Origin of the sequence: Bacteroides gallinarum DSM 18171 = JCM 13658 (assembly GCF_000374365.1) — a bacterium.
Taxonomy (GTDB): Bacteria; Bacteroidota; Bacteroidia; order Bacteroidales; family Bacteroidaceae; genus Bacteroides; species Bacteroides gallinarum.
This window is the reverse complement of the sequence record NZ_KB894121.1, coordinates 29,179-42,420: the sequence shown is the minus strand read 5'-3', so window position 1 is coordinate 42,420 and position 13,242 is coordinate 29,179. Positions and strand designations below refer to the sequence as shown.

11 protein-coding genes are annotated in these 13,242 nt (G+C 48.9%); 5 read left to right on the top strand and 6 right to left on the bottom strand.

Annotated elements, in window-relative coordinates; translation table 11 throughout:
• Nucleotides 1–33 precede the first annotated feature (33 nt).
• The 4 genes from C233_RS0105495 to C233_RS0105480 all read left to right on the top strand — a co-directional run bounded on the left by C233_RS0105495 (nt 34) and on the right by C233_RS0105480 (nt 4,576).
• The gene (locus tag C233_RS0105495) at nt 34–1,701 is read left to right on the top strand and encodes a long-chain fatty acid--CoA ligase (RefSeq protein WP_018666550.1); all 1,668 of its coding nucleotides are present in this window, start codon (nt 34–36) and stop codon (nt 1,699–1,701) included.
• Nucleotides 1,702–2,055: 354 nt separating this feature from the next.
• Entirely contained in the window at nt 2,056–3,351 is a 1,296-nt protein-coding gene (locus C233_RS23475; protein WP_018666547.1) for a GNAT family N-acetyltransferase, read from the top strand.
• Nucleotides 3,352–3,419: 68 nt separating this feature from the next.
• Nucleotides 3,420–3,887 carry an alanyl-tRNA editing protein gene (locus C233_RS0105485; protein ID WP_018666546.1) on the top strand — a complete coding sequence of 156 codons (468 nt, stop codon included), beginning with the start codon at nt 3,420–3,422 and terminating at the stop codon, nt 3,885–3,887.
• Nucleotides 3,888–4,132: 245 nt separating this feature from the next.
• Nucleotides 4,133–4,576 (top strand): Hsp20/alpha crystallin family protein, encoded by a 444-nt coding sequence (locus tag C233_RS0105480; protein ID WP_025068654.1) that lies wholly within the window; start codon nt 4,133–4,135, stop codon nt 4,574–4,576.
• A 68-nt stretch (nt 4,577–4,644) separates the two neighbouring features.
• Here the strand turns inward: C233_RS0105480 and C233_RS0105475 are convergent, their stop codons facing one another.
• The 6 genes from C233_RS0105475 to C233_RS0105450 form a co-directional block, all read right to left on the bottom strand.
• Nucleotides 4,645–5,796 (bottom strand): acyltransferase family protein, encoded by a 1,152-nt coding sequence (locus tag C233_RS0105475; RefSeq protein ID WP_018666541.1) that lies wholly within the window; start codon nt 5,794–5,796, stop codon nt 4,645–4,647.
• Between the two features lie 174 nt (nt 5,797–5,970).
• On the bottom strand, nt 5,971–7,086 hold the full coding sequence (locus C233_RS0105470) for an ABC transporter permease (RefSeq protein ID WP_018666539.1): 1,116 nt from the start codon (nt 7,084–7,086) through the stop codon (nt 5,971–5,973).
• Nucleotides 7,087–7,146: 60 nt separating this feature from the next.
• On the bottom strand, nt 7,147–8,250 hold the full coding sequence (locus C233_RS0105465) for an ABC transporter permease (RefSeq protein WP_018666537.1): 1,104 nt from the start codon (nt 8,248–8,250) through the stop codon (nt 7,147–7,149).
• Between the two features lie 36 nt (nt 8,251–8,286).
• Nucleotides 8,287–9,747 (bottom strand): ATP-binding cassette domain-containing protein, encoded by a 1,461-nt coding sequence (locus C233_RS0105460; RefSeq protein WP_018666535.1) that lies wholly within the window; start codon nt 9,745–9,747, stop codon nt 8,287–8,289.
• 35 nt (nt 9,748–9,782) lie between these two features.
• Nucleotides 9,783–10,676: an HlyD family secretion protein gene (locus tag C233_RS0105455; protein ID WP_025068653.1), complete on the bottom strand. Its 894-nt coding sequence runs from the start codon at nt 10,674–10,676 to the stop codon at nt 9,783–9,785.
• 226 nt (nt 10,677–10,902) lie between these two features.
• Nucleotides 10,903–12,171 carry a TolC family protein gene (locus C233_RS0105450; RefSeq protein WP_018666532.1) on the bottom strand — a complete coding sequence of 423 codons (1,269 nt, stop codon included), beginning with the start codon at nt 12,169–12,171 and terminating at the stop codon, nt 10,903–10,905.
• Between the two features lie 170 nt (nt 12,172–12,341).
• Here C233_RS0105450 and C233_RS0105445 point away from each other — a divergent pair, with 170 nt between their 5' ends.
• Nucleotides 12,342–13,226, top strand: coding sequence for a helix-turn-helix domain-containing protein (locus C233_RS0105445; RefSeq protein WP_018666530.1), 885 nt, complete (start codon nt 12,342–12,344; stop codon nt 13,224–13,226).
• The last annotated feature ends 16 nt before the right edge of the window (nt 13,227–13,242 follow it).

The window sequence follows — 13,242 nt, the reverse complement described above, 5'->3', positions numbered from 1 at the left end:
GCGCAGTTTTAACTAAAGTGTGCAAAAATACGAATGGAACAAAACCGACGGTTCATTGACTACATAGAACAAAGCATCGTACAAAACTGGGACAAAAACGCTCTGACGGACTACAAAGGAATTACCTTACAGTATAAAGATGTCGCCCGCAAAATCGCAAAATTCCATATCGTATTGGAAAGTGCCGGCATCCGTCCCGGCGACAAGATTGCCGTATGCGGCCGGAACAGTGCGCATTGGGCGGTGTGCTTCCTGGCAACCGTAACCTATGGCGCTGTGATTGTTCCTATCCTACACGAATTCAAGGCGGACAATATACACAATATCGTTAACCATTCCGAAGCCAAGCTGCTTTTCGTAGGCGACCAGGCTTGGGAAAACCTGAACGAGGAGGCGATGCCGCTGCTAATGGGGGTCGTGCTGCTCACGGACTTCACGCCGGTGGTATGCCGGAACGAACGGCTCATGGAGGCGTTCGAACACCGCAACGCTATCTACGGCGCACGCTATCCCCGCAACTTCCGCCCCGAGCATATCTGTTACCGCAAAGAGCAGTCGCCCGAGGAACTGGCGGTTATCAACTACACTTCCGGCACTACCGGTTATTCCAAGGGTGTGATGCTGCCCTACCGCAGCTTGTGGTCTAACATTGCCTATTGCCACGAAATGCTGCCCGTACGCCCCGGCGACCACATCGTATCCATGCTTCCCCTGGGACATGTGTTCGGCATGGTCTATGATTTCCTGTACGGTTTCTCGGCAGGCGCGCACCTTTACTTCCTTACCCGCATGCCGTCGCCCAAAATTATCGCACAGTCGTTCTCGGAAATCAGGCCGCGCGTCATATCCTGCGTGCCGCTTATCATAGAGAAGATTATCAAGAAAAATATCCTGCCCCTCATAGACAATAAAATCGGCAAACTGTTGCTGCGGATGCCTATCGTCAACGACAAGATAAAAGCCGACATGCGCAAGAAGGCAATGGATGTTTTCGGGGGTAACTTCGATGAAATCATCATCGGCGGCGCACCTTTCAATGCCGAGGTGGAGCGTTTCCTCAAGCAGATAGGTTTTCCCTACACCATTGCTTACGGTATGACGGAATGCGGTCCTATCATCTGTTCCAGCCGTTGGGAAACCCTGAAACTCGCTTCCTGCGGAAAGGCCACTACCCGCATGGAGGTAAAGATAGACTCTCCGGACCCTCAGAACGTGGCGGGCGAAATCATCTGCCGGGGAACCAACCTGATGCTGGGGTATTACAAAAATGCCGAGGCCACCTCCCAAATCATCGACGTAAACGGCTGGCTGCACACCGGCGACCTTGCCACAATGGATGCAGACGGCTACGTTACCGTACGCGGACGCAGCAAGAATATGCTTCTCACTTCCAGCGGACAGAATATCTATCCCGAAGAAATCGAGAGTAAGCTGAACAACATGCCTTATGTATCGGAATCACTAATCGTATTGCAGCACGACAAACTCGTAGCCTTGATATATCCCGACTTCGACGATGCTTTTGCCCACGGGTTGCAACAAGCCGATATAGAGAAGGCTATGGAAGCCAACCGGAACGAACTGAATTTGCTGCTGCCGGCATATTGCCAGATTACCAAAGTGAAAATATACTTCGAGGAGTTTGAAAAGACTGCCAAAAAGAGCATCAAACGCTTCATGTACCAAGAGGCTAAAGGTTGAAATTCTTAAAAAAGATATAAGCGGGAACAGAAATCCATAAGAAGTGTTATAAAACATACTTTTTTTCTTGGATAATTTGCAGATTTCCCAATTGTCCGTATCTTTGCAATGTGTTTTTCATAGTATTAGATTTAAGGTTAACAAAGGTTGGAGTACAGCGGTACTCCTTTTTTTATGCCCGTACGCGTCGTTTTTCCTTATTCAGCCTCTTATTCAGCCTCTCATTCCGCCCTTCATTCAGCCTCTATAATAACTCTATATGATGTCATCGGAACTATCCCGAAACCCCGTTTCTTTCTTCCGGAAAACGGAATTACCGGAATATTGGTTATCTTTACGAAAAAATAAAAAGAAATGGATGTATGTACGTTTATCAGTAATTATCGGGAGGCATTCGGGCAGCAGGCCGAGCTTCCCGTCACTTTCTGGTACTCCGACCGCTTAGAAGCTCCGACCGGGAAAGTAAACGGTTGTTTTTTCAAGAGTATGGCGCAGGTCAGAAACGGGGAGGTAATCAGCCTCAGTGCAGAGACAATAGGCTGCGGTGGCGGCAAGTTCTATACGGGTTTTGCAGATATGCCGGAGCATGTTCCCGCTTTCGTCTCCCTGAAAGAGAAGTATAAAAAGACACCCGAAGCGGTAATCGACTTTATACAGAAAACCCAAGTATCTAAAGCGGAAAAGACCTATCTTCACTTTGCACGTATCGACAAAATAGCCTCTTTCGACAAGGTGGAGGGCGTGCTATTCCTCGCCACTCCCGACATACTGGCAGGATTGGCTGCGTGGGCTTTTTTCGACAACAATGCACCGGACACCGTATCGGCTCCGTTCGGTTCCGGTTGTTGTTCTGTCGTAACGCAAGCCGTTCTCGAAAACCGGAGGCAAGGATACAGGACTTTCCTGGGATTTTTCGACCCGTCCGTCCGGCCTTATTTTGAAGCGGATTTACTGAGTTTCACCATTCCGATGTCCCGGTTCAGAGAGATGTACCGCACCATGCGCGAAAGTTGCCTGTTCGATACGCATGCATGGAGCAAGGTTAGGGAGAGAATGCAAGGCGGGCAAGCGGAGGCGGCTCCTTTTAACCGTCCGGGTATATCTTTCGAGGTGCTTCCGGATATACTGTTGCGTGAAGTGACGATAGGGGATGCGGCTGCCATATACCACGCTATCGACACCCACCGCGATTACATGCGCACCTGGCTACCGTTCGTTGACAATCTGAAATCCGTGTCCGATGAAGAGAACTTCCTCAAAGGCGTCCTCTCCGCCCCTGCCGAGCGTTACGAACCGGTATTCGGCATCTGGAACAAACGGAATGAAATCTGCGGGTTGGCAGGTTTTCATTTCTCCGATTTCGCCAACCGCCGTACGGAAATCGGCTATTGGTTACTACCCGAATATCAGCACCGGGGTATCATGACTGCCTGTGTCCGCCGTTTATGCCGCTGGGTAGTCGAAGCCAAGGACATAAAGCGTATACAAATCCGTTGTGCCACGGGTAATACCGCAAGCAACGGCATCCCCATTCGGCTCGGCTTCCGTCTGGAAGGGACAGAGCGCGCCGGGGAATTATTGGCTTCGGGAGAATACACGGACATACATGTATATAGTATCTTGAAAGAAGAGGTAGAGGCGTTATTCTGACTGTATAAATGATGCGAACGGGATAATATATATTATATATCGTATAAAAGGTTACTGAAATAATTCTTATGGAACGACAAATTCAACTCAACGAACACAACAAACAGGAGTATCCTCCTATGCACACCACCGAACACATCATCAATCAAACAATGATTAGATTATTCGGTTGCGGACGCTCCACTTCCGCTCATATAGAACGTAAAAAAAGCAAATTGGATTATCGGCTGGAGGCTTGTCCCACAGAGGAACAGATAAAGCACCTGGAGGTAACGGTAAATGAGGTAATAGCACGGCATCTGCCTGTTACTACCGAGTATATCACCCAAGAAGAAGCTAAAGGAAGGTTCGACTTGGAGCGGCTGCCGGAAGATGCTTCGGAAACCGTGCGCGTAGTAAAAGTAGGCGATTATGACGAATGTCTTTGCATCGGTATGCATGTAGCCAATACTTCCGAGATAGGAACTTTCAAGATTATCAGCCACGACTGGGACGAAGAAACCAAGCGCTGGCGAATGCGTTTTAAATTAGTATGAAAATCAATCAAAATTAAATAAAAAGATAGCAATATTGGCATCATACAGGTAAAATAGTCAGCTATTCAATGACAATTAGTCAATAAAGTTAGCCAAAAGCAGTTGGCATACGGTTTGCAAGATAGTAAGTGAACGACGGTTCGGAAAACGAAGGGTGGAAGTCGAAAGACGGACAACCGGAGTGGTAAGAACCGAAGTTCGGAACAAACCGAATGTATAACTTTAAAAGATAGGAGACTATAATTATGATGCCTGTAAGAAGAACTCAGAATTGGTTACCAAGTATCTTTAACGATTTCTTTGATAACGATTGGATGGTGAAAGCAAATGCTACCGCTCCTGCTATCAACGTGTTTGAAACAGAAAAAGAATATAAAGTAGAGCTGGCCGCTCCCGGAATGACGAAAGAAGACTTCAACGTTCATATCGATGAAGAAAACAACCTGGTCATCAGCATGGAAAAGAAAACGGAAAGCAAGGAAGGGAACAGCAAAGATGAAAGGAAAGAAGGACGTTATCTGCGTCGCGAGTTCTCATACTCCAAGTTCCAACAGACAATGATTCTTCCGGACGATGTAGACAAAGAAAAGATTTCCGCTCAAGTGGAAAACGGTGTGCTGAACATCGATTTGCCGAAGTTCACCGCACAGGAAAAAGAGAAAGCCAAAAAAGTAATCGACGTAAAATAAAGTAATCGGTAATCAAGGAGATGCCCCGGTGCAGTACTTTGCATCGGGGTATCTTTCGTATCAGCCAATCAGCGTTTGGTTACCGTATTCTTTTTTCCCTTCAGGAAACGGTCTGTCAGCCACCTGCGTACAGGTTCGTCATAAAGTTTCAAACAAGCATAGGCAAGTACAAAAGCACTGATAAAGGCCAGTATCATATAAGGAATGCCTTCTGCCATAGTTACATCATTATTGCACACCCAAGCCGTATATGTATATACCAACGGATAGTGCGTTATATATACCGGATATGAGATATCTCCCAAGAATTTACATATGGCAACAGAGCGTTTACCGGAGACTTTGCCACCCGCTCCCATAGAGACAATCACCGGAAAGATGAAAAGGATACAGCAAGCCTCATACAACCCGTTCATCCAGAAATGTTGCTCACCGCCCAAGCGGGGAAAGGCTAAAACAACCGCAATCATCAGGCTGCACCACCAGAACGCACGTTTCTCGATACGAATGAGCCACCCCAAACGGGAGAGCAGCAAACCTCCGAAGAAAGGATACATCAACCGGACAAGGCCTACATATTGTTGTTCCCAGTTCAATGCCCAACCGCCTACAATATCTCCCGTAGGTGCAGTAAGGCAATGATGCACCGTAAAGCATCCGGCTATTAAAACCAAAATGGACAAGGCTGTCTTGCTGAACCTGCGAATAAACAGTGCATAAAGGATATTGCCTATGTATTCGTAATAAAGCGACCATGCCGGCCCATTCAGCGGATGCATCTCCGTCCAGCCGCGGATATCCCATTTCAAGGGAAGCGGGAGCAAGGTACATCCCAACAGCATCACCAACAGCATAGTGCCCACCGATGTATCCTGAATGGACGGAAAACAGGGAGATTCCTGGAAATAAAAGAATATTGCTCCTATGATGCTCCCTATTATAACCATAGGATGCAAGCGTATGATACGGCGTTTGAAGAAAGTACCGACAGTCATCCGGTTCCAGCGGTCGTCATAAGCATAGCCGATGACAAAGCCAGAAAGCATAAAGAAGAAATCTACCGCCAAATAACCGTGATTGATAATTTGTTCCAGGTGACTACCGCCGGAGTGCGCTTCCAGCAAATGGAAGGCAACGACCATTACGGAAGCTACGCCACGAAGCCCGTCGAGTATTTCATAATGCGGCTTCGATGCAAGATAAGAGTTTTGCGTGTTCATTTCAGGTATCAGATGTTTGTTTATTCCGGGCACAAAGATATAAAAAAATGTAATAAAGCTGCAAAATGATAAGGGAATATCGACTTACCGCCTTACTGCCCTATCGCTTTATCACCTTATCGCGTTTTACCGTCTACCATTACTGCATCATTTTACTCCCCAACCGGCGTGTATTCAATTGCTTTTTCTGTAACTTTTTACCGCCCAGGCATTGGCAACTACTGCCAACGCAAGCAAGACACCCAATTGAGGCAGCAGTTCGGCGAAACCGCCACCGCGAAGATAAATAGTACGCATCACCTCCACAAAATACCTCAACGGGTTAATACGGGTAATCCATTGTGCCCATTCGGGCATACTATGGATAGGGGTAAACAGGCCGCTCATTAAAATAAGGACAAGCATGAAAAACCACATAACGAACATCGCCTGTTGCAACGTTGCCGAGTGGTTGGATATAACCAGACCGAAGCCGGAAACTACCGGCAGGAATATCAGTGCAAAACCGTAGATAGTAAGAAAATGTCCGGTAGGCAAAACGCCATAAAGCAACCAGGCAAGGACAAAACAAATGGTAAGTACGACAAACCCGATTAACCAGTAAGGTATCAGCTTGGCGGCAATAAACGTGAATTTGTTGACCGGCGTCACATTGATTTGTTCGATAGTGCCCGCCTCTTTTTCCCCTACCACATTGAGGGCGGGGAGAAAGCCGCAAATCATAGTCAGCAACGTAACCATAAGCGCAGGAATTATAAACAGCTTATAGTCCAGAGTAGGATTATAAAGATTCCGGGTAGAAATACCCACACGGGGAAGCGGTTTGCCAACCGACATCTTCAAAGGCGATTCCGCCCTCAGCTCACGGGTATAGTCGCTGATGATAGAAGACAGGTAAGACCCGCCCAGGCTTCCCTTCGTGCCGTTCACCGCATTGGCGGCAACGAGCAGGCGGGGAGCCTTGCCGTTTATCCAGTCTTTCTCGAAATCACGGGGAATCTCCAAAATCACATCCGCCGTACCGGCCTCAACAGCAAGCAACGCCTCATCGTAAGTAGCGGGGAGCGCCGTCGTGCGAAAATAAGTGGAAGCCCCTATCTTATCCACCAGACGCCGGGACACGGCGCTATGGTCGTTATCCACGATATTCAGGTTGATATTCTTTATCTCCAGATTGGCTGCCCAGGGCATCAGTATCATAATCATACACGGAAATATGAAAATCAGCTTGGGCAAGAACGAGTTGCGGAAAAGCTGCTTGAATTCTTTTTCTATCAAATACTTAATCATAAGGCTATTTGCTATTCGATGATTGATTATCGGCAATTTACTATCACGGCTGAAACCGCTTTACTCCAACCGATTCTTGAATTTCTTGAAGCTGACCGTTATCAACGACACAGCCATTACAGCCAGTATGCCGATTTCAGCCAGGACAAAAGAGACATCCACCCCTTCTATCATCAGCTTACGCACAGCCTGGATATACCAGCGCGCGGGGATAACGGTAGAAACACCTTGCAGGACGGCAGGCATGCTTTCAATCGGGAATATCATGCCCGAAAGCAACATTGTGGGCATCATCAGCATCAATCCCGATACCAGCATCGCGGCAACCTGCGTATGGGTAACGGTGGAGATAAGCAGACCCAAAGCCAATGACACGAAGATAAAAAGCAGCGATACGGTCACCAGCCAGAACAAGCTGCCTGCCACCGGCACATGAAGCACATAGACCGAAAGCAATAAAATCGTAATCAGGTTGACAAAAGACAAAACGAAGTACGGAACCGCCTTGGCAAGGATAATGAGCAACGGCCTCACCGGAGAAACCAACAGCACCTCCATAGTCCCCGTCTCCTTTTCGCGTACAATGGAAATAGAAGTCATCATTGCACAAATCAGCATCAGGATAAGCCCCATGACGCCGGGCACGAAATTATAGGCGCTTTTCATCTGCGGATTATAAAGCAGCTTGACCTGAGGCACGATTGCCGATGCATGTACTCCGGGCGGAAGCATCTCCTGCCCGGCCATAGAGATGATATTCGTTGCATACCCTGCCTGCATGGTAGCCATATTAGGGTCGGTAGCATCGGAAATAATCTGTACTCCGGCCTCACCGGTATACAGGTTGTCCGAGAAACGTTCGCCGAACACGATAGCCATATCGATATCGCCTCTCCTGAAAGAATGTTCCACTTCCCCGGGAGAATGCAGGCGGCAAGTAACGATAAAGTACTCGCTGGCATCCACGCGGTCTATGATGCGCCGGGTAACGACATCATTGGACGGGTCGAGAATGGCAACCCGCACATTCTTCACCTCCGTAGTAATGGCAAAGCCGAAAAGAATAATCTGCACAACAGGCATACCCAGCAAAATCAGCATCGTACGCCGGTCGCGGAAGATATGAAAGAACTCTTTCCGGACAAAAGCTATGAATTGTTTCATGGTTATATCAATCTGTTTTGATTCTTACTATCTGTATCAGTCCGCCGTTCTCACAGCCTGCCGCGCCAACTTTTGGAAAACATCGTCCATAGTAGCGGCTCCGAACTGCCGTTTCAGCCTCTCGGGCGTATCGAGTGCACGGATTACACCGTCCACCATGATAGAGATACGGTCGCAATACTCCGCCTCATCCATAAAATGAGTGGTGACGAAAACGGTAATTCCCCGGTCGGCAGCCTGGTAAATCAGTTTCCAGAACTGGCGGCGGGTGGCAGGGTCTACGCCACCCGTAGGTTCGTCCAGAAAAACAATCTTAGGATGATGAAATATGGAAACGGAGAAGGCAAGCTTCTGTTTCCACCCCAACGGCAGGCTCTTAACCTGTGTATCGCGCTCTTTTTCCAGTCCCAGGCGCAAAAGCAATTCATCGGTTTTCGGAGCGATTTCGGCTTCGGGTATTCCGTAGATACCGGCAAAAAGGCGAATGTTCTCCCACACCTTAAGGTCTTCGTATAAAGAGAACTTCTGACTCATATAGCCGATGTTCCTCTTTACATCCTCCGCCTGGGCGGCAATATCGAAACCGGCTACCCGGGCTTTGCCTCCGGTGGGGCGGCTCAACCCGGTAAGCATACGCATGGCAGTGGTCTTACCGGCTCCGTTGGCGCCCAAGAAACCGAATATCTCGCCCTGGCGCACCTTGAAAGAAATATGGTCTACAGCCGTAAAATTACCGAAACATTTAGTCAGTCCGTCCACCTCGATTACATAATCTTCGCAGTTGTCCGTCCTTCCGTGCTGTAACCCCGCAGGACAAAGTATATCCGCAAACCGTTTCAGTATACGGTCGGGCGTATCGACACCCTGTATCTGCCCTTCGTTGATAAAGGCGATACGGTCGCATTGGCGTGCCTCGTCGATAATCGGGGTGGAAGCGATGATAGTGATACCCTGCTCCTTAAGGCGGCGCAGCATCTCCCAGAACTCCTTGCGTGAAACCGGGTCTACCCCCGTGGTCGGCTCGTCCAGGAAAAGCACATCCGGCTTATGGATAAGCGCACAGCTAAGGGCGAGCTTCTGCTTCATACCACCGGACAATGCTCCGGCACGGCGTTTACGGAAAGGCTCTATCTGCCGGTAAATGTCGCGCACCAAATCGTAATTCTCCTCAATGGTGGTATGGAAAACCGTAGCGAAGAAACTCAGGTTCTCCTCCACCGTCAGGTCTTGATAAAGAGAAAAACGCCCGGGCATATACCCTACCCGCCGGCGGATAGCTTTATAGTCCTTCACCGTATCCAAACCGCAGACCGTAGCCGTACCCCCGTCGGCAAGCAGTAGAGTGGTGAGAATACGGAACAACGATGTCTTTCCCGCTCCGTCGGGTCCTATGATACCGAAAAGCTCCCCCGGCTCTACGGACAACGAAACGCCCCGCAGGGCTTCCACCCGGCCATAACGTTTAAAGACATTATTTACAGTTACTGCATACTTCATCGGTTATCATATTATTAAGTACGAAACGCCTGTTGTCAATCACCGAAGTTTACCCCTCCGTACATCCCTATTTTCAGCATGCCGTCGTTCTTCACCGCCACCTTAACGGCATATACCAAATTGGCACGTTCATCCTTGGTAAGGATAGTTTTCGGAGTGAACTCGGAACTGTCCGAAATCCAGGTAACGATACCGGGATATTCCTTGCGCACATCCTTGCCGTAATCCGAATAGACAGTCACTTTCTGCCCCAGCTTCACTTCCGACAACTGCTCGGAAGTGATATAAGCACGCAGGTAAATCTGTTCCATATCGGCCACCTTGAACAGCGGAGTACCCGGTGCTGCCAGTTCCCCAGCTTCCGCATACTCGGCAAGAACGGTCCCTGTGAGAGGAGAAACGATATGGCATTTTCTCAACTGGTCTTCAATCTGAGCCACCTGGATGCCTACCGACGAACTTTGCCACGTCAAGCTCCGGTCACTGTTCTGCAAAGTGGAGTTCTGTGCCGCAAGTTGTTTGCGGAGTACCTCGAGCAACGATTCGGCATCATCCAGTTGTTTTTGGTTGGCTGCCCCCACACGAAGCAGATTAGCCACCCGGTTACGCTCACGCTGCGCCTGGACGATTTGTTCCTTGGTAGCAGCCACCTGTTTCAATATATCGGGACGTTGCCCCTCTACAGACTTTACACTTGCCTCCAACTGGAGCTTCTTCAGGTAAAGCTGCACCGTATCGATGATACCGACTTCTTGTCCGGCCTTCAACACCGTACCTTCCTCCACCTCGAGACTGAGTATTTTCCCGGAGGCCTCGGCAGAGACTATCACATCGGTAGCTTCGAAAGTTCCCGTAGCGTCATATTCGGGAATACCGCTGCTGCAAGCAGCAAGCATAAACAGAATCGGAAATAATTTAAATGGTTTCATATCATATAGTTTTATTATTATTCCATGTTTTTTTTCTCACCGTGGACTGTGCAAAACCGCACGACCCGCCATTATTTCAAAATCAAAACTCATGTAACTCCTTTAGTATGCACATCATAAAAAATAGGGTTGCAATATTGCCTTTTTGAATAATAAAGGTTAACCGGGGAAAGTAGGTAACCTATCGTATAATCCGCGGTGAAGCAGCGAACCGGCAAACAACCCTCTACCTGTTCAACGTATACTTCAATTGCCAGATATTCATCAGCAACTGTACCTCGTGCAATGCTTTTGCCTGGCGTGCCAGGTTCTCGTTCGTTATCTCGCGAAGCATATCGGTAACGGTCAGCGTGCCGTTCTCCACTTTGGCTTCGGCAGCACGGCGAATATTTCCACGCAAGCGGATTATTTCATCATCATCCGCCATTTGTCTGCGCATGGACACGACGGCGGCATCCTGCTGCGTAGCTTGCAGGCGGGTATTGAAAAGAAACACATCCCTACCCGTTTCTATCTGCCGGCGACTATTGTCTATCCGGCGGCGGTCGTTCTTCAAAGTGTACAGGCTGCCGAAGTTCCAGGACATACGCACCCCTGCCACATAGTATGCGTCGAATTCATCTTTCAGCATATTCAACCCCGAATTGCCGTAAGCCCCCTGTACGAAAAGCCCGAAACGCGGCATCAGCCTTGCATTCAAAGCCGCCTCCTGTACCCGGAGCTGTTCGCCCTGGGCATCGAACCAACGAAGTTCCGGACGGTTATTCATCTCTATCCCCATGCCGCCGGCATCTTCCGGAACAGGTTTCACAAAAACGGTTTCCCCGGAGATTTCCTTTCCTATGAAAGCGGCAAGCATATGTACGTATGCCCGGCGCGTCGTTTCCAGCTCGATACGGCGTTGGCCGGTATTCAGCCGCTCCACGCTTACGGCATCCAAATCGCTCTGGCTGGCTATGCCGTTGGCAATATAGTCCGATACCTGCTTATACGTCCTTTCCAAGTCTTCCTGCAAAAGCCGGTTCTGCTCCAACTGCTCGTCCAGCAGCAAGATGCCGAAAAAAAGCTGGTTCACACGTTCGTTCAACGCATACATATCGACCTGCTGTTTTTCCATATCCACATCCGAAGCGGCACACGCCAGCCGTTTCCGGTTGCGTATATCCCCGCCGTCCCAAATGGTCTGCTGCAATTCGAGCATCACCTGGTACTGGTCTTTGGGGGCGGTCTTTATGTCGAGCCCCGGTATTTCAATGGGCAACTCCGTTATATCACTCTGATACGTGGCCTTGCCCGACAGCGAAAGTTGGGGCAGGTAACCCTTGCCGGCATTGGAAAGGTCGTACTCGCGCGCCTTTTCTATCAGCCCGTACTGTCGCACCAGCGGATAGTTAGCCTGTGCCTCCCGCTGGCACTCATCCAGTGTAAGCTGGGCATGTGCCAACGTAGCGGCAAGAAGAAAGACTAAAGAGAGAATTGCTTGTTTCATATCCATATCTGTTTTCTTATTTATTTTGCACAGTGCAAAGATAGAGACATGCCCCGGTATGTTTACAATCCATTTATTCGCAAAGATGTCCCGATAGTACGACTTTGTGCAGGAAAAGATAAATAATAGGGATACTTTATTATCTTTGCCACAGAATTACCTACTATCTTATAAATATGGAAAAGAACAAACCCATAAGCGTTGCATTCGATGACATCCGCAACAAGCTGGATATTGTCAACCACGAATACCGCTTTATAAACGACGATTTAGGCATGGTTGTCAGCTTCAGGCAAATGGGCAGCAGGCTGTTCACTACCGGACAGCCCTACCGTGCCAAAGAAGGACGTATCATACGCATCCTGCAAGGTACGGGACGAATCTCCGTCAACCTTATCGAGTATGAAGTATCCGCCCGCAAAATCATCATCGCTCCCGACAATTCACTGATAGAGCTGATAGAGATAAGTCCCGACTACGATTTCCAGATTATAGTGCCCACCTGCAACTTCCTGCCCGCCCTGCCCGGTTCTATCCTTTCGGAAGCCTACACAAGGAACGGCATCCTCCTGTCGCCCGACGAGCAGGAATGGGAACAAACCGGCATGTTCTTCTCCCTGCTGTGGAACGTGCTCCACAGTTCGCCCTATCGCCGCGAAACAATACAGCACCTCATCGTTTCCCTGCTTTACCACCTCAAATACACCTACGAGCAGACATGTACCTCCCGCCCCTACGCATCGCGCCGGGAAGAAACCTTCCGCCGCTTCATAGCCCTGGTAAACCGGTACAGCAAGTACGAACGCTCCGTAGACTTCTATGCCGGCAAACTGTGCCTGACACCCCATTACCTGAGCACGGTTATCCGTGAAACAAGCGGGCAAACGGTGATGCAATGGATTAACCAGTCCGTTATCCTCGAAGCGAAAGTACTGCTGAAACACAGCGACCTGTTAGTGTTCCAGATATCGGATGAGCTGAACTTCCCCAATCCTTCCTTCTTCTCTAAATTCTTCAAGCGGATAACGGGAATGACCCCTGCCGAATACCAGAGAACCTGAAGCACATCTCCGGAAA

What these genes read in the sequence shown, in the direction of transcription:
- C233_RS0105495 (WP_018666550.1), top strand. Translation starts at nt 34, where the DNA reads ATGGAACAAAACCGACGGTTCATTGACTACATAGAACAAAGCATCGTA.
- C233_RS23475 (WP_018666547.1), top strand. Translation starts at nt 2,056, where the DNA reads ATGGATGTATGTACGTTTATCAGTAATTATCGGGAGGCATTCGGGCAG.
- C233_RS0105485 (WP_018666546.1), top strand. Translation starts at nt 3,420, where the DNA reads ATGGAACGACAAATTCAACTCAACGAACACAACAAACAGGAGTATCCT.
- C233_RS0105480 (WP_025068654.1), top strand. Translation starts at nt 4,133, where the DNA reads ATGATGCCTGTAAGAAGAACTCAGAATTGGTTACCAAGTATCTTTAAC.
- C233_RS0105475 (WP_018666541.1), bottom strand. Translation starts at nt 5,796, where the DNA reads ATGAACACGCAAAACTCTTATCTTGCATCGAAGCCGCATTATGAAATA.
- C233_RS0105470 (WP_018666539.1), bottom strand. Translation starts at nt 7,086, where the DNA reads ATGATTAAGTATTTGATAGAAAAAGAATTCAAGCAGCTTTTCCGCAAC.
- C233_RS0105465 (WP_018666537.1), bottom strand. Translation starts at nt 8,250, where the DNA reads ATGAAACAATTCATAGCTTTTGTCCGGAAAGAGTTCTTTCATATCTTC.
- C233_RS0105460 (WP_018666535.1), bottom strand. Translation starts at nt 9,747, where the DNA reads ATGAAGTATGCAGTAACTGTAAATAATGTCTTTAAACGTTATGGCCGG.
- C233_RS0105455 (WP_025068653.1), bottom strand. Translation starts at nt 10,676, where the DNA reads ATGAAACCATTTAAATTATTTCCGATTCTGTTTATGCTTGCTGCTTGC.
- C233_RS0105450 (WP_018666532.1), bottom strand. Translation starts at nt 12,171, where the DNA reads ATGGATATGAAACAAGCAATTCTCTCTTTAGTCTTTCTTCTTGCCGCT.
- C233_RS0105445 (WP_018666530.1), top strand. Translation starts at nt 12,342, where the DNA reads ATGGAAAAGAACAAACCCATAAGCGTTGCATTCGATGACATCCGCAAC.